The organism is Streptomyces sp. NPDC024017, assembly GCF_040638895.1.
Classification (GTDB): Bacteria; Actinomycetota; Actinomycetes; order Streptomycetales; family Streptomycetaceae; genus Streptomyces.
In genome coordinates this window covers 230,398-245,195 of record NZ_JBEZYZ010000001.1, presented here as the reverse complement: position 1 = coordinate 245,195, position 14,798 = coordinate 230,398, and the positions used below count along the sequence as shown (strand labels likewise).

Sequence of the window (14,798 nt, the reverse complement as noted above, 5' to 3'; positions counted from 1 at the left end):
GGCTGTGCTTGCCCGCGTTACCTGAAATTCATGCCTCATGGGAACCTGTGACATGGACATCTACGTACTATTACCGGCCACCTTTCATCGATTCGCAGGTCGCATCACCACCACGGGGGAGTTCCATGCGTCATTTCGGGCACATCGCCCCTGAGGTACGGAAGCGTCTCTTCTACCGCGAGCCGTGCGCGTTCACCCCGGAATCCCCGGCGCGGCTGCTCTCGGCCGCCCTGGGCGCCACGCTGTACAGCCCGGCCACCCGGCCGCGCCTGGCCGACGACGTCCTCAAGCAGGCAGGGCGCGGTGTGGTCTCGATGGTGCTGTGCCTGGAGGACTCGATCGACGACGCGGACGTCGGCCCCGGCGAGGAGAACCTCGTCCGCCAGTTCACGGCCCTCGCCGACCTCCCGGACGCCGACCTGCCGCTGCTGTTCATCCGGGTCCGCACCCCCGGGCAGATACCCGACCTGGTACGACGTCTCGGCCCCGCCGTCCGGCTGCTGTCCGGATTCGTCCTGCCCAAGTTCACCGAGGAACGCGGCATTCCGTTCCTGGAGGCCCTGGCCACCGCCGAGGCCGAAAGCGGCCACCGCCTTTTCGCCATGCCCGTGCTGGAGTCCCCGGAGCTGCTCTACCGGGAGTCGCGCGTGGACACCCTGGAGGGCATCTCCCGGGCGATCGACAAGTACCGCGACCGCGTGCTCGCCCTGCGTCTCGGCGTGACGGACTTCTGCTCCTCCTACGGACTGCGCAGAGGCCCCGACATGACGGCCTACGACGTGCAGATCGTCGCCTCCGTGATCGCCGACGTGGTGAACATGCTGGGCCGCGCCGACGGGACCGGCTTCACCGTGACCGGGCCGGTGTGGGAGTACTTCCGGGTCCAGGAGCGCATGTTCAAGCCGCTGCTGCGGCAGAGCCCCTTCCTGGAGGTGCAGGCCGCGGAACTGCGCGAGAAGCTGATTGAGCACGCCATGGACGGCCTGCTGAGGGAGATCTCCCTGGACCAGGCCAACGGCCTGCTGGGCAAGACCTGCATCCACCCCTCGCACGTGCTGCCGGTGCACGCCCTGTCGGTCGTCAGCCACGAGGAGTTCTCGGACGCCCAGGACATCCTCCGCCCCGAGCGCGGCGGCGGGGGTGTGCTGAGATCGTCGTACACGAACAAGATGAACGAGGTGAAACCGCATCGGGCCTGGGCCGAGCGGACCCTGATGCGTGCCGAGGTTTTCGGCGTGGCGAACCAGGACATCGGCTTCGTGGAACTGCTGGCGGCGGGACTGCCGGGCTGAAGGCATGGAGAAGGCGGAGAGAGCAGTGAACGAGGGGGAGCACCGCGAGGTGCGCGCCGATGCGCCGGCCGGGCCGGCCGACGCGACCGACGGCGTCTGGTCCGGCACCTGGGTCGCCGCGCGGCTCGGTGTCGAGCTCGTCGGCGACGACCGGCTGGCGGGCCTGCTGGGGCTGGCGCTGCGCCGCAACCCCAAGCGGGCCCACCTGCTCGTGTCGAACGTGCTCGGCAAGCACGTGCCGCAGTCGCCGTCCGTGGTGTACGGCTACGGCTGGGAGCTCGGCCGCCGGGTGCGTGACCTGCTGGGCGACGACGAGGCCCGCAGGGCCGTGGTCCTCGGCTACGCGGAGACCGCGACCGGCCTCGGCCACTGTGTCGCCGACGGGCTGGGCCTCGCGCCCTACCTGCACTCCACCCGCCGCCCGGTCGCCGGTCTCGCCCCGGCCGGCGGCTTCGAGGAGTCCCACTCCCACGCCACCTCGCATCTGCTGCTGCCGGAGGACCCCGCGCTGCTCACCGGCGACGGGCCGCTGGTCCTGGTCGACGACGAGTTCTCCACGGGCAACACGGTGCTGAACACCGTCCGGGATCTCCACGAGCGGTATCCGCGGCGGCGGTACGTCGTGGTGGCGCTGGTGGACATGCGGTCCGCCGCCGATGCGGGGCGGCTGGAGGCGTTCGCGCGGGAGATCGGTGCGCGGGTGGATCTCGTGGCAGCGGCTTCGGGGAGTGTGCGGCTGCCGGAGGGGGTGCTGGAGAAGGGGCAGGAGCTGGTGGCGCGGTACGAGGCGGAGAGTGCGGGGGAGGGTTCGTCGGCGGGTGCGGAGCCGTCGTGGCCGGTCGCGCAGTTCCCCGCGCCCCCGAACAGCGGCGTTGCCGTCGAAGCCGGCCAGGAGGCCGTCTCCCCAGGGGCGCGGGGAACTGCGCGACCAGCCCCCACCGACCCGCCCCCGGGCGACAGCCGGATAGACCTGCAGTGGCCCGCCGGCCTCCCCGACGGGGGGCGACACGGGTTCACCCCGGCGCATCGGGAGCTCCTGGAGAACGCCCTCCCCGCGATGGCCCGCCGCCTGGCGGACGCGCTGCCCCACGGGGCCCGCCGCGTACACATCCTCGGCTTCGAAGAGCTGATGTACGCCCCCCTGAGGCTCGCCCGCGAGCTGGAGCGGACCACCGGCATCGAGGTCCGCTACTCCACCACCACCCGCTCACCCGTCCTGGCCGTCGACGACCCCGGCTACGCGATACGCACCCGCCTCGCCTTCCCCGCCCACGACGACCCCGCCGACGGCCCGGGCGAGCGGTACGCCTACAACGTCGCCGGCGCCGGATTCGACGCCGTCGTCGCGGTGGTCGACTCGGCCGGAGACACTCCCGCGCTGCACGCGCCCGACGGCCTGCTGGCCCGGCTCGCCGCGCACACGCCGCGGGTCCTCCTCGCCGTCATACCGTCGCACGCCCCCGAAAGGCCCTCCATGCTGCCCGAGCCCCTCCGCGGCCCCGCCTTCTCCTCGTACGCGCCCGAGGAGGTCGGCTGGCTGCTCCAGGACCTCTCGGACGTGACGCTGGAGGCGCCGACCGAGGAGCGCGAGGAGGCGATCCAGAGCGGCGGCGCGCACTACGCGGAGTCGCTGCCCGTGGAGTACCAGCCGAGCGAGCAGTACCAGGAGCTGTTCCACGCCGCGCTGAAGGAGTCGGCGGCCCGTATCGCCCAGGCGGTCGGCGTCGTCACCGAGACGGTCCTCGCTGAGCGGTCCCCGCGTCCGGTCCTGGTCTCCCTGGCCCGCGCCGGGACGCCCGTCGGCGTCCTCATGCGCCGCTGGGCCCAGCACCGGCACGGCCTCGACCTGCCGCACTACGCCGTGTCGATCGTCCGCGGCCGCGGCATCGACGCCAACGCGCTGCGCTGGCTCGCCCGGCACCACGACCCCCGGGACGTCGTCTTCGTCGACGGCTGGACCGGCAAGGGCGCCATCACCCGCGAACTCGCCCAGGCCCTGGAGGAGTTCGAGAAGTCCGACGGCATCACCGGCTTCAGCCCCGAGATCGCGGTTCTGGCCGACCCGGGCTCCTGCGTACGGACCTACGGCACCCGCGAGGACTTCCTGATCCCCTCGGCCTGCCTCAACTCCACCGTCTCCGGCCTGATCTCGCGCACCGTGCTCCGCGCGGACCTGGTCGGCCCGGACGACTTCCACGGCGCGAAGTTCTACCGCGAACTCGCCGGCACCGACGTGTCGGTGGCCTTCCTCGACGCCGTGTCCGCCCGCTTCCCCGAGGTCGCCGACGCGGCCTGCGCCCAGGCCAAGGAGCTGCTCGCGACCGACCGCTCGCCCACCTGGGAGGGCTGGGCCGCCGTCGAGCGCATCAGCGAGGAGTACGCCATCCACGACGTGAACCTCGTCAAGCCCGGCGTCGGCGAGACCACCCGGGTCATGCTGCGCCGCGTGCCGTGGAAGGTCCTGGCACGCGCCGGGGCGGGCAGCGACCTCGACCACGTGCGCCTGCTGGCCGAGCAACGCGGCGTGCCCGTCGAGGAGGTCGACGGACTGCCCTACACCTGCGTCGGCCTGATCCACCCCAAGTACACCCGGGGCGCGACCGGCGCCGACGGCAAGGCGGTGACGGCCTGATGCCCGCACTCGTCGCAAGCGACCTCGACCGCACCCTGATCTACTCCTCGGCGGCTCTGGCGCTGACCATGCCGGACGCGCGGGCGCCCCGGCTGCTGTGCGTGGAGGTGCACGAGAGCAAGCCGCTGTCGTACATGACGGAGACGGCCGCCCGGCTCCTCACCGACCTGGGCGACGCGGCCGTGTTCGTTCCGACGACGACCCGGACGCGCAAGCAGTACCAGCGCATCAACCTGCCGGGCCCGGAGCCCACGTACGCGATCTGCGCGAACGGCGGCCACCTCCTGGTGGACGGCGTCTCCGACCCCGACTGGCACGCGCAGGTCACCGCGCGGCTGGCCGACCAGTGCGCGCCCCTCGCCGAGGTGCAGGAACACCTGCTGAGGGCCGCCGACCCGGTCTGGGTGCGCAAGCACCGCGTCGCCGACGACCTCTTCGCCTACCTCGTCGTCGAGCGTGAACTGCTGAACGAGGACTGGGTGAAGGAACTCGCGGTGTGGGCGGAGAACCGCGGCTGGACCGTGTCCCTCCAGGGCCGCAAGATCTACGCCGTTCCCAAGCCGCTCACCAAGAGCGCGGCGATGCGCGAGGTCGCCCGCCGGACCGGGGCCGATCTCACGCTCGCCGCGGGTGACTCCCTGCTCGATACCGACCTGCTGCTCGCGGCGGACCAGGGCTGGCGGCCCGGCCACGGGGAGCTGGCCGACACCGGCTTCGCGGCTCCGTCGATCAGGGTGCTCCCCGACCGGGGTGTCCTTGCCGGGGAGCGGATCCTGCGGGAGCTTCTGGAGGCAGTAGGGGGCGCCTGAGGACTCGGGTGTCCTGGTCCTCCTCGTGCGAGTGCGGCGCCGCCTCAGGGCGTCGTAGCAGCCGTACCGCGATGAACGCCGCCATCGCCACGGCTGCCACGGCGAGGACCACCTTCGAGTAGGTCGAGACGATGTCCGAGACCTGGTGCCAGTTCGCGCCGAGCAGGTAGCCCGCGAGCACGAACGCCGTGTTCCAGATCGCGCTGCCCAGAGTGGTCAGCCCCAGGAACACCGGCAGACGCATGCGCTCGACACCCGCCGGCACGGAGATCAGGCTGCGGAAGATCGGGATCATCCGGCCGAAGAACACCGCCTTGGTGCCGTGCCGCAGGAACCACGCCTCCGTCCGCTCGATGTCCGACACCTTCACCAGCGGCAGCCGGGACGCGATCGCCACCGTCCGGTCACGGCCGAGCAGCGCACCGACTCCGTACAACGCGAGGGCGCCGATCACCGAGCCGGCCGTCGTCCACAGCAGGACGGCGAGCAGGCTCATCCGGCCGCTGCTCGCGGCGAACCCGGCGAGGGGCAGGATCACCTCGCTGGGCAGCGGCGGGAACAGGTTCTCCAGGGCGATGGCGAGACCGGCACCCGGCGCGCCCAACGCGTCCATCAGGTCGTTGACCCACTGCGGTCCGGCGTCCGCTGCGATGGCTGTCATGCCGCCACGCTAGGAAACCGAAGCTGAAGAACTCCTGAGGAAGAACTCCTGAGGACGAACTCCTGGGGGAGGGCGTCAGCCGCAGCAGCCGCCTCCGCAGCAGCCGCCCCCACCGCCGCCGCCCGCGCGGGGTGCCGGGGCCGGGGCGGAGGCGGAGCCGCCGACCGCGACCGTGGAGAGGAGCTTCACCGTGTCGTCGTGCCCCGAGGGGCAGGCCGCGGGGTCGGAGGACTCGGCCATGGGACGGCTGAGTTCGAAGGTGTCGCCGCAGGTCCGGCAGCGGTACTCGTAGCGAGGCATGCGCACAGGTTAACCGGCACGGTCAATGGCCGGCCCCGCGTTCCTCGCGGATCTCGGAGACCACGTGGGCCACGGACCGGCGGACCGCTTCCGTCTCCGTGAGGAAGTGCCAGTAGTCGGGGTGGCGGCCTTCGAGCGTGGCGACGGCGCGGTCCAGGCGGGACACGGCGTCGTCCAGGGGCCGGGCGTGGCGCGGGTCGGGGGTGTTGCGGCCCGCCATGGCGAGGCGCTGGGCGTCGCGGATGGCGAACCGGGTGCGGTCGATCTCCTGCTGGGGGTCCTTCTGCACGGCGTTCAGGCGGTGCAGGCGGTCGCCGGCGGCCGAGACGGCCTCGTCGGTGCTGTTCAGGAGGGCCCGTACGGTCGACAGCAGGGCCGTCGCGTCGGCCCAGCGCTGTTCGCCGCGGGCGGTGCGGGCCTCGGCCAGTCTGGTCTCGGCCTGGCGGACGTTCTCGGCGGCGACGTCGGGGACGTGCTGCAGGTCCTGCCAGCAGGCCGCGGTGAAGCGGCGGCGGAGTTCGCTCAGGGTCGGTTCGACCTGCTCGGAGCGGGTGGTGAGGGCCTGGGCGCGGGTGCGCAGGGAGACGAGGCGGTGGTCGATCTCGGCGGCGCGGTCCGGCAGCCGCTCGGCCTCCACGCGGACCGCTTCGGCCTCTCGGGTGACGCGCTCGGCCCGCTCCAGGGTGTGCGGGACGCCGTGCTGTCCGGCGCCCTGGTTCAGCTTGGTGAGCTCCGGGGAGAGGGCGGCGAGCCGGGCGGCGAGGTCGTCCGCCTTGAGACCGGAAGCGCGCACCGAGTCCAGGGCGTTGGAGGCGGCGAGCAGGGCCTGGCGGGCGCGTTCGACGGCGGGGGCGAGGCGGGCCAGCTGGGTCTCGGCCTTGCCGAGGAGGGGGCCGAGGCCGTCGGTGAAGCGGTCCAGCTCCTGCTTGACCCGGCCGAGTTCCTCCTTGGCGGCGGTCAGCTCGGCGCGGGCGCGGGAGGCGGTGGAGGCCTCCAGGTCGTCGCGGTCGAGGTCGTGGGCGTCGACGGCGTTGATGTACTGGTGGCTGGCCTCGTCGATGCGGTTGCCGAGGGCGTCGAAGTCGGCGACGGCGCGCCGGGCGGCGGGGGAGTCGTCGACGGCGGTGATCGTCTCGATCGAGATGCGCAGGTCGCGCTGGGCGGTGTCGAGCTCGTAGAAGGCGGCCGCGGCGGCGTCCTTCGCGGCCTGGGCCTCGGCCCGCTGGTTCTCGGCCCGGCCGCCGAACCAGCGCCGGGTGCCCCCGCCCGCGAAAGCGGCGGGCAGGGCCGACGCGGCCAGCAGGGGGAGCACGATCAAGGTGAGCAGCCCGGGGGTGCGGGGGAGGCGGCCGCGCGGGCGATGTGCGCGCGGCACCGACGGCGAGTCCGGCTGTCCTGGTGTCGCCGTCACATCCCTCTCCCGTGCTGTGGTCCACCCTGCCCGGTGTCATTCTCCCACCGGTTAAGGACGAACACACGGGCCGGTCAGTTCGCTGTTCGGACCGTCACTTTGCCGTCGCCGGTGTGAGCGGACACCACATGGGAGCTGGTCTCGTCCCGGGGCACCGACACATCGACGCCGCCGTCACCGGTCTCGGCGGTCACGCGGTAGGCGGCTCGGGGCAGTGCGATGTTCACGGAGCCGTCGCCGCTGCGGGACTCCACGCGGTCCGGTACGACGCCGAGTTCGAGGCGGACCGAGCCGTCACCGGTGTGGGTGCGGACGTCACGGGAGGCGACGTTCGCCCGGATGGAACCGTCGCCGGTACGCAGCTCCAGGGGACCGGTGGTGTCGGTGACGCGGACGGAGCCGTCGCCCGTGCGGATGCTGAGGGGGTCCCGGAAGCCCCGGGCACGGACACTGCCGTCGCCGTCCTCGACCTTCACGGTGATGCCGCGGGGCACCTCGATGCGGTGCTTGGCCGAGCAGTCGGCGACGACGCCGGAGCACTTCAGGCGCAGCACCAGGCGGTCGTCCCGCATGTCCCAGGTGACCTCGGGCTCCTTGCCGACGACGACCGAGCCCTGGAACCAGCGGGTGACCTCGATCTTGCCCGCGGGCTTCCCGTCGGAGGCGACGACCTCGAGGGCCGAGTCGTCGGAGTCGACGGTGAGGGTGCGGCCCTGGAGGGCGAAGGACCGGTGGTCGGGATCCGTGTCGTCCCCGGCGGCCGCCCCGCAGGCGCTGAGCCCGGCGACGAGCACCACGACGGCACCGGTGAGGGCGGCGGCGCGGGCAGTGGCGGTGCGTGTGGTCATGACGATCTCCCCCTGGACGGACGACGGGCGCTCTGGGGCGCTCTACGACCGTATGGATCCGGGGCCCGCCGGGGGATCCGGGCCACTCCCGGATCAGGGGTGGGGTTAACCCCAGGTGCGGGACCCGGTACGGTCCCGCGATACGGGTTTGCGGGACCGCGCCCCGGGCAATGTAGGCTGTCGACTCGTCCTGGGCGTGGCCCGGGAGCCGGGTGCGTAGCTCAGGGGTAGAGCGCCTGCCTTACAAGCAGGATGTCGGCGGTTCGAAACCGTCCGCGCCCACAGCACCGAGTTTCGGGTCGGAGGCCCTCCGGGAAGGTTCCCGGAGGGCCTCTCCTGTTGGCACGCCCGCCAGGAGTCAGTAGTTCGCGTTGGCGAGGAGTTCGCCGTCCTTGTCGTACACCGTGACGAGGCCGTTCTCGGACTCGTAGCAGGAGGTGAACGCGGAGGCGATGAGTTTGCCCTCGCCCTGGTGGGGGCCCATCATGCCGCCGCTGAAATCGGTGAAGACCTCCGCCGCGTCGAGGATGTCGTTGCGCTTGTCCGCGCCGGTCACCTTCGTGACGTGTTCGACGGCCGCCTTCTCCGTTGCCGTGCCGTTCTCGGCGACGCAGCTCCTGAACTGCTCGGCCTGGGGCTTCTCGTCGGCCGACCCGGCCTTCTTGGGGCTGTCGTCCCCCGGCTTGCCCTCTGCGGCGACGGCCTTGTCCTTGTTCGAGGTGTCGCTGCTGTCGTCGCCCCCGCCGCCCGTGGCGACGGCTGCGATGACGAAGAGGACGAGGATGCCCGCGCAGCCGAGGCCCGCGATCTTGCCCACGCCGCGCTTCTTCGGCGGCTGGGGCGCCGGGGCGCCGTAACCGGGCTGCTGCGGGTGGGGCTGGTTCGGCTGCTGCGGGTACTGCTGGCTCATGGGTCCCCCTCGGGATCATTCGTGTGGTGCGGGTGTAGGACCCGCCGGGGGAGCCGTGTGGTTGTAGAAGGCTGAATGAGTTCACCTGATGGGGGGACGGTCCTTCGCACATCCGGCCGCGACTTGTACGCACGTCCGCCCCGGGTCGGCGTCGGCTCAGGGAGTGTCTCTAGGATGAGCGCGTGAACAGTCCCGGGCAGCGCGCTCCCCGACTCGCCGTGCGGCGGCGTCATGTGCTGTGCGTGCTGGGGCTGTTGGCGGGGTTGCTGGGCATGCACGGGCTGGCGCCCGGCGGCGGTCTCCCTCGCCCGATGCACACGCAGCAGGCGGCCGCCCTCCACAGCCACACGCCCCAGGCCCATACGCCCCAGAGCCATACGCCCCAGGCCCATACGCCCCGGACCCCCGTGCTCCAGGCCCACCTCATGCCCTACGGGCACTGCGGTGAAGGACATGTCCAGCACGCCGACGCGAGCTGTGCGTCGGGTGCCGTGGGCGGTGGGCCGGTGTTGCCCCCGCTGGTTCAGGACCCGGTCCCCGTGGTCGAGGGGGAGAGTGCCGTTCGGGCGTACGCGGTCGCGGATACGGATGGTGCGCGGGCCCCGCCTTCCCTCGCCGAGCTCCAGCTTCTGCGGATCTAGACACCACGCATCACGCCGCCCGGCACCGACCGGTGGCGGCGTGGTGTCCCGTCGTGTCCGGAATCCGCAGTTCCTTCCTTGCAGAAGCAGGAGTTCACGCATGAGCAAGAGCATTCGTACCCTGGCGCGCCGAGCCGCCCTGGTGACCGCCACGGCTGCCGCGGCGGTCGTCCTCACCGCCTGTGGCGGTGACGGTGCCGACCGTGCCGCCGGCGGTGCCGGTCACGGCGACGCCGGAAGCCACAGCGCCACCGCGACGCCGTCGCCCGCCGGCGCCCACAACCCCCAGGACGTCGCCTTCGCGCAGGGCATGATCCCGCACCACCGGCAGGCGCTGGAGATGGCGCGGCTGGCCGGCGACCGGGCCTCCTCCGGGACGGTCAGGGACCTCGCCGGGCGGATCGAGAAGGCGCAGGATCCGGAGATCCGGACCATGACCGGCTGGCTGAAGACCTGGGGCGAGGACGTCCCCGGGGCGTCGGGCGGCATGGACCACTCCGCGTCGGGCCACTCCGGCATGCCCGGCATGATGAGCGGCGAGGACATGGCCGCGCTGGAGAAGCTGACGGGCAAGGCCTTCGACCACCAGTTCCTGACCCTGATGGTCGAGCACCACGAAGGGGCCGTGGAGATGGCCCGGACCGAACAGAGCAAGGGCCGCTACAGCCCCGCCAAGGCGATGGCCGACGACATCGTCACCGCCCAGAACGCCGAGATCGGCGAGATGAACAAGCTCCTCGGCAAGAGCGAGAGCTAGAGCCGGAGCGAGAGCACCGGCTGATCTGACGGCGAGGCGTCACGAGGCTCCGCCGGTCTCCTCCGGCGGCGCCTCGTGCGCGTGCTTCAGCCCCGAGCGGGCCGCCACCCGCTCGGGACCGGAGAGTTCGGACCAGTAGCGGTGGGTGCTGACGAACACCGCGAGTTCGTGCTCCCGCTGCCGGAGCTTCTCCACTTCGGCCTGTTCGTCGGCGGTCCAGCCGGGGGAGGCGGGCCGTTCCACCTTGCGCCAGCCGTTGTCGTCACTGAAGCCGTCCAGCGGCTCCACCGACCAGGGGAGCCGCTTCAGCAGGGCCGACAGCTCGGCCCGGACCTGATGGAGTTCCTCCTGACCGGCCAGGAGGTCACTCGGAAAGTCATAGGTCGTAGCCACGGCCCAATGATACGCCTGTTCGAATTTGGCAGGCGAGTTCCTTCCTGTGGTTCATGCGAACGGGTGTACCCCCGCAAAGGTGCCGCGTCAGCGTCCGCCCTCGCCCCCGGACCTGTCCGTCAACTCGCCCACCACCCGGGCCGCCACCGGAGCCGGTACGCCGTGGCGCTCGGCCGCGCGGAGCAGCGCGCCGCCGATGGCCTCCAGTTCGAGGGGCCGGCCGGCCTCGGCGTCGCGCTGCATCGAGGACTTCATCGACGGCGGGAAGGCGTCGTAGCGGGCGAGGGCCTGGGCCGGGTCCGCCGGGCCGCCGCACGCCTGGCTGATCGCGGCCGTCTCCTCCACCAGGGCGGTCAGTTCGTCGCGGTGCTGGGTGCGGACGTCGCCGAGGGGGAGGCCGTAGCGCGTGGTCAGCAGGGCGAACGGTGCCAGGAACGACATCTTCGCCCACAGGGCCGCCGTCTCGTCCTCCAGGACGCGGGTGGCCGGACCGGCGGCGGCGAAGGCCTCGGCGAGGGCGTCGAGACGGGGCCGCGGCACGTCCGTGCCGGTCAGGTCGATCTCCGCGAAGGGGCTGCCGTGTTCGATGACGCCCGGAGCGACACGGGTGGACTCCACGCGGATCACGGCGGGGGCCACGCGGTCGGGCCGGTAGCGGGCGCGCAGGGCCGCCGGGTGTTCGACGCCGTTCAGGAACGGCACGAGAAGGCCGCCGGACAGCACCGGGGCGGGGACCCGCGCCAGCGCGGCGTCGAGGGCGGTGTGCTTGACGGTGACCAGGCACGCGTCGACCGGTTCCCGCAGCTCGGTGTCCGCCTCGACGGGGGCCGTGAAGTCGCCGAAGCGGTCGCTGCGGACCCGGATGCCGTCGGTGCGCAGGGCCTCGGCGGTCTTCTCGCCGGACAGGCAGATCACGCGGTGGCCGCTGCGGGAGAGCAGGGCGGCGAGCAGGCCGCCCACGCCGCCGGGACCCAGGACGGCCACGGTGAGTTCGTTCGCCACGAGGAGTTCCTCTCGTCGGTCGGCCCCGGGATGGTGGCCGCCTCGGAGCGATCATGGCAGGCGTCGCTGTCGTACGGGGGCCGAAAGGGTGAGACTGGGGGCATGTGCCGGAGTATCAAGACGCTGCGTCCGCCCGCGATGCCCGAAGAGGCCACCGAGGCGGACGTGCGCGCTGCCGCCCTGCAGTACGTGCGGAAGGTTTCGGGATTCCGCGCTCCCGCCGCTCACAACCAGGAGGTGTTCGACCGCGCGGTGGAGGCCATCGCGCAGGCCACGGCCGAGTTGCTGGACGGTCTCGAGGTCCGCGGGGCCGGGGCCCGGAAGGCGGCCCAGGCGGAGACGGCCTGAGCCGTGTCCGGCCCAGGACCTCAGACCGCCAGTTCGGGCTGCGGTTCGGGTTGCGGTGCGGCTGCGGGCCGCGCTTCCCACAGCCCGACGGTCCGCTGGTAGCCGTAGACGACCGAGGCCATCGCCAGCAGGCAGAGGGGGCCGGACAGCCACGGGTATGCGGCCATCTCCATCGGCAGGAAGCGGTAGGAAGCCAGCAGCACCGCGAAGACGGTCGTCCCGTAGACGATCAACTGGGTTCCCGCGCGGTCCCAGCCGTGGTCGTACGTGCGCAGCGCCGCCTCGATCGTGTACGCGAACACCACACCGGCGACGAGGTCCACGCCGTAGTGCCAGCCGAATCCCAGGGTCGCGGCGAGGGTGCCGATCAGCCAGAACGTGCCGGCCAGACGCAGGCCGCGCGGTCCCCTGCGGGAGTGGATGAAGATCGTGGTGGCCCATGCCGTGTGCAGGCTGGGCATGCAGTTGCGCGGGGTGATCTCGTCGAACGGCATCGCGTACGGGGTGGTGATCGGTGGCAGGGTGTCCGGCCACAGGTTCGCCGCCGCCCAGGACCCGCCCTCGGGGCCGTAGGCGAACATCGGCCCGACCACGGGGTAGATCATGTAGATGGCCGGTCCGACCAGGCCTATCAGGAGGAAGGTGCGCACCAGGTGGTGGCGCGGGAAGCGCTGTTCGGCCGCCACGTTGCGCAGCTGGTACAGCGCCACGCAGACCGCGGCCACCGCGAGCTGGGCGTACACGTAGTCGAGGGCGTGCTCGCCGACCGGGCCGCTCGCCCTGAGGAGCCGGCCCGCCAGCCATGACGGGTTGCCCAGCGCGTGATCGGCCATGGCGACGTAGGGGTCGAGTATGACCGGGCGGGTCTGCGACGTGATCTGCAGCCAGGTGTCACCGGTCTTGCGGCCGGTCACCAGCAGCAGGCCGAGCCCCACGCCCTTCAGCATCAGGACGCGTTCGGGGCCGGTGCGGCGCGCGAGGGCGAAGACCGCGCAGCCCAGGATCACCCACAGTGCGCCGTTGCCGAACGGGTGGCCTTCGGCGGGGTAGGTGCCGGTCGCCCACCGCACCAGCAGGAAGACGAGGTCGATGCCGATCGCGGCGCCGAGGGCGATGCGCCGTTGCCGCCAGGTGAGCACCACCATCGTCAGTGCCAGGCTGGCGTACAGCAGGAACCCGGACTTGGGGGCGTAGATCACCTCGCGTGCCTGCGTGGTGATCGGTCCCGGTATGCCCAAATGGTGTGCGGCGATCTGGAGCGCGACGAGGAAGCCGAGAGTGATCACGCCTGCCGCGGCCCACAGCACGGCCCGTGGGTGCCGTCTCGCGGCAAGGGCGATCCGTCTTGTCCGAGAGGCTTTCCGCGACGCCGTCGTGATCAATGTCTCAGCCGCTTCCAGGTCTTGGTGGTCGTGGTGGTGAGTCGGAGCCGGTCTACGACGTCCGCGGCTCTCGCCGCATCACGTACGCCGCCCCTGCCCCGGCGGCGAACAGCGCCCCCACCGACACCGCCGTCGCCAGCCAGGTCGCGCCCAGCCAGTGGGCGCCGAAGTAGCCGAGGGCGACGCTGTACGCGGCCCAGGTGAAGCCGGCCAGGGCCGACCAGGGCAGGAAGTCGCGGGCGCGGCGGTGGGCGGCGCCCGCGCCGAGGGAGACCACCGAGCGGCCGGCGGGTGCGAAGCGGGCGAGGACGACGAGGGCGCCGCCGCCCCGGGCGAGGGCCGCGCCGAGCCGTTCCTGTGCGGTGGTCAGCCGCCGGGAGCGGGAGATCGCCCGGTCCAGGCGGGCACCGCCACGCCAGGCGAGGCGGTAGGCGACCAGGTCGCCCAGGACGGAGGCGGTGGCCGCGCAGAGGGTCAGGACGAGGATGTCGGGCACGTCGGTCGCCGTGCCCGCTGCCGCCGCCGTGGCCGCCGTGATCACCAGGATGCCGCTGGGCAGCACCGGGAGGAACACGTCGAGCAGGACGGACATGGCCACCACCGCGTAGATCCATGGGCTGCCGATCGGCAACCCCACTTGCTCAAGCACCGCAACTCCCCGTGACTCCCCCGTGGGCCAGACCGTGCCGCGTCGGCGCGGGGGGAGCGGCAGGAGTGGCCATGACAGCCATAGAGCGTACGCCTGGGGTGTGACGGGCGGTTCACGGGGGGCTCATACGTTCGGTGCGGACTGTTCACCTCGTCTTGGCTCGTCCCGAGTTGTCGGCATCTGTGTGAGTACATGCAGAACGGCGCCTCCCCCGGGGGGAAGGCGCCGCTGTGGGTGCGGACGGCCGGGCGGCTCAGGCGGCCACCGGCGCCTGGTCCGCGGAACGCTGCTCCTGGGTCGAGGTGCGCTTGGCCAGCAGCCGGTCCAGGCCGAAGGCGCCGGAGCCCGTGAAGATCAGCAGGAACATCGCCCAGCAGTACATGGCCGCGCCCTCGCCGCTGTTCTCGATCGGCCACAGGCCCTGGGGCTGGTGGACCTTGAAGTACGCGTACGCCATCGCGCCGGAGGAGATGAAGGCCGCGATGCGGGTGCCGAGGCCCAGCAGCACCAGGGCGCCGCCGACGAGTTCGATGACGGCCGCGTACCAGTTCGGCCAGGCACCGGTCGCGGCGGTGCCGCCCTTGCCGTCCACGCCTCCGAGGACGCCGAAGAGTGCGACGGCGCCGTGGCAGGCGAAGAGCAGGCCGACGACGATCCGGAACAGCCCGAGCGCGTACGGCTGTGCGCCGTTGAGGCGAGCGGTCATGTGGGGGGTCACTCCTTCGGTTGGCCGGCCCTGGGGAGGCCGGTCGGGGACGGATAC

General features: G+C 72.2%; 16 protein-coding genes and 1 tRNA gene. 7 read left to right on the top strand and 10 right to left on the bottom strand.

Annotated features, from left to right (window positions below):
* Positions 1–125 precede the first annotated feature (125 nt).
* From AB0G20_RS01175 to AB0G20_RS01165, 3 genes are read left to right on the top strand one after another with little or no spacing between them, the layout of a single operon-like run.
* The gene (locus AB0G20_RS01175) at positions 126–1,292 is read left to right on the top strand and encodes an HpcH/HpaI aldolase/citrate lyase family protein (RefSeq protein ID WP_361293917.1); all 1,167 of its coding nucleotides are present in this window, start codon (positions 126–128) and stop codon (positions 1,290–1,292) included.
* A gap of 4 nt (positions 1,293–1,296) precedes the next feature.
* Entirely contained in the window at positions 1,297–3,924 is a 2,628-nt protein-coding gene (locus AB0G20_RS01170) for a phosphoribosyltransferase domain-containing protein (RefSeq protein WP_361293914.1), read from the top strand.
* Positions 3,924–4,733, top strand: coding sequence for an HAD family hydrolase (locus AB0G20_RS01165; RefSeq protein ID WP_361293911.1), 810 nt, complete (start codon positions 3,924–3,926; stop codon positions 4,731–4,733). The genes AB0G20_RS01170 and AB0G20_RS01165 overlap by 1 nt, the downstream gene beginning before the upstream one ends.
* Here the strand turns inward: AB0G20_RS01165 and AB0G20_RS01160 are convergent.
* The 4 genes from AB0G20_RS01160 to AB0G20_RS01145 form a co-directional block, all read right to left on the bottom strand.
* Positions 4,654–5,394: a DedA family protein gene (locus AB0G20_RS01160; protein ID WP_361293908.1), complete on the bottom strand. Its 741-nt coding sequence runs from the start codon at positions 5,392–5,394 to the stop codon at positions 4,654–4,656. The two genes, AB0G20_RS01165 and AB0G20_RS01160, sit on opposite strands and share 80 nt — an antisense overlap.
* 75 nt (positions 5,395–5,469) lie before the next feature.
* Positions 5,470–5,694: a zinc ribbon domain-containing protein gene (locus tag AB0G20_RS01155; protein ID WP_104780813.1), complete on the bottom strand. Its 225-nt coding sequence runs from the start codon at positions 5,692–5,694 to the stop codon at positions 5,470–5,472.
* A 22-nt stretch (positions 5,695–5,716) separates the two neighbouring features.
* Positions 5,717–7,105, bottom strand: a complete 1,389-nt coding sequence (locus tag AB0G20_RS01150; RefSeq protein WP_361293905.1) for a hypothetical protein — start codon at positions 7,103–7,105, stop codon at positions 5,717–5,719.
* Between the two features lie 74 nt (positions 7,106–7,179).
* Positions 7,180–7,953 carry a DUF4097 family beta strand repeat-containing protein gene (locus tag AB0G20_RS01145; RefSeq protein WP_361293902.1) on the bottom strand — a complete coding sequence of 258 codons (774 nt, stop codon included), beginning with the start codon at positions 7,951–7,953 and terminating at the stop codon, positions 7,180–7,182.
* 210 nt (positions 7,954–8,163) lie between these two features.
* Between AB0G20_RS01145 and AB0G20_RS01140 the strand changes: the two genes are divergently transcribed.
* Positions 8,164–8,235, top strand: a tRNA-Val gene (locus tag AB0G20_RS01140).
* A gap of 76 nt (positions 8,236–8,311) precedes the next feature.
* Here the strand turns inward: AB0G20_RS01140 and AB0G20_RS01135 are convergent.
* Positions 8,312–8,863, bottom strand: coding sequence for a hypothetical protein (locus AB0G20_RS01135; RefSeq protein WP_361293899.1), 552 nt, complete (start codon positions 8,861–8,863; stop codon positions 8,312–8,314).
* A 182-nt stretch (positions 8,864–9,045) separates the two neighbouring features.
* Between AB0G20_RS01135 and AB0G20_RS01130 the strand changes: the two genes are divergently transcribed.
* A complete protein-coding gene (locus AB0G20_RS01130) occupies positions 9,046–9,504 on the top strand; it encodes a DUF6153 family protein (RefSeq protein WP_361293896.1) in 459 nt (152 codons plus the stop codon).
* Between the two features lie 100 nt (positions 9,505–9,604).
* On the top strand, positions 9,605–10,261 hold the full coding sequence (locus AB0G20_RS01125) for a DUF305 domain-containing protein (RefSeq protein WP_361293893.1): 657 nt from the start codon (positions 9,605–9,607) through the stop codon (positions 10,259–10,261).
* A 39-nt stretch (positions 10,262–10,300) separates the two neighbouring features.
* Here the strand turns inward: AB0G20_RS01125 and AB0G20_RS01120 are convergent, their stop codons facing one another.
* Both AB0G20_RS01120 and AB0G20_RS01115 read right to left on the bottom strand, forming a co-directional pair.
* Complete coding sequence (locus AB0G20_RS01120; protein WP_361293890.1) at positions 10,301–10,654, bottom strand: hypothetical protein; 354 nt, start codon at positions 10,652–10,654, stop codon at positions 10,301–10,303.
* A gap of 87 nt (positions 10,655–10,741) precedes the next feature.
* A complete protein-coding gene (locus AB0G20_RS01115) occupies positions 10,742–11,656 on the bottom strand; it encodes a 2-dehydropantoate 2-reductase (protein ID WP_361293887.1) in 915 nt (304 codons plus the stop codon).
* A gap of 102 nt (positions 11,657–11,758) precedes the next feature.
* Between AB0G20_RS01115 and AB0G20_RS01110 the strand changes: the two genes are divergently transcribed.
* Positions 11,759–12,004, top strand: a complete 246-nt coding sequence (locus AB0G20_RS01110) for a DUF2277 domain-containing protein (RefSeq protein WP_361293884.1) — start codon at positions 11,759–11,761, stop codon at positions 12,002–12,004.
* A gap of 20 nt (positions 12,005–12,024) precedes the next feature.
* On the opposite strand, the gene AB0G20_RS01105 is transcribed toward AB0G20_RS01110, so the two are convergent.
* From AB0G20_RS01105 to AB0G20_RS01095, 3 genes are all read right to left on the bottom strand, one after another.
* Positions 12,025–13,311 (bottom strand): phosphatase PAP2 family protein, encoded by a 1,287-nt coding sequence (locus AB0G20_RS01105; RefSeq protein WP_361293881.1) that lies wholly within the window; start codon positions 13,309–13,311, stop codon positions 12,025–12,027.
* Between the two features lie 127 nt (positions 13,312–13,438).
* Positions 13,439–14,035 carry a VTT domain-containing protein gene (locus tag AB0G20_RS01100; RefSeq protein ID WP_361293878.1) on the bottom strand — a complete coding sequence of 199 codons (597 nt, stop codon included), beginning with the start codon at positions 14,033–14,035 and terminating at the stop codon, positions 13,439–13,441.
* A gap of 253 nt (positions 14,036–14,288) precedes the next feature.
* Positions 14,289–14,741 (bottom strand): DoxX family protein, encoded by a 453-nt coding sequence (locus AB0G20_RS01095; protein ID WP_361293875.1) that lies wholly within the window; start codon positions 14,739–14,741, stop codon positions 14,289–14,291.
* Positions 14,742–14,798 lie beyond the last annotated feature (57 nt).

Coding starts and splice junctions, on each gene's coding strand:
- AB0G20_RS01165 (WP_361293911.1), top strand. CDS start 3,924: ATGCCCGCACTCGTCGCAAGCGACCTCGACCGCACCCTGATCTACTCC.
- AB0G20_RS01095 (WP_361293875.1), bottom strand. CDS start 14,741: ATGACCGCTCGCCTCAACGGCGCACAGCCGTACGCGCTCGGGCTGTTC.
- AB0G20_RS01155 (WP_104780813.1), bottom strand. CDS start 5,694: ATGCCTCGCTACGAGTACCGCTGCCGGACCTGCGGCGACACCTTCGAA.
- AB0G20_RS01170 (WP_361293914.1), top strand. CDS start 1,297: ATGGAGAAGGCGGAGAGAGCAGTGAACGAGGGGGAGCACCGCGAGGTG.
- AB0G20_RS01110 (WP_361293884.1), top strand. CDS start 11,759: ATGTGCCGGAGTATCAAGACGCTGCGTCCGCCCGCGATGCCCGAAGAG.
- AB0G20_RS01125 (WP_361293893.1), top strand. CDS start 9,605: ATGAGCAAGAGCATTCGTACCCTGGCGCGCCGAGCCGCCCTGGTGACC.
- AB0G20_RS01135 (WP_361293899.1), bottom strand. CDS start 8,863: ATGAGCCAGCAGTACCCGCAGCAGCCGAACCAGCCCCACCCGCAGCAG.
- AB0G20_RS01160 (WP_361293908.1), bottom strand. CDS start 5,394: ATGACAGCCATCGCAGCGGACGCCGGACCGCAGTGGGTCAACGACCTG.
- AB0G20_RS01175 (WP_361293917.1), top strand. CDS start 126: ATGCGTCATTTCGGGCACATCGCCCCTGAGGTACGGAAGCGTCTCTTC.
- AB0G20_RS01145 (WP_361293902.1), bottom strand. CDS start 7,953: ATGACCACACGCACCGCCACTGCCCGCGCCGCCGCCCTCACCGGTGCC.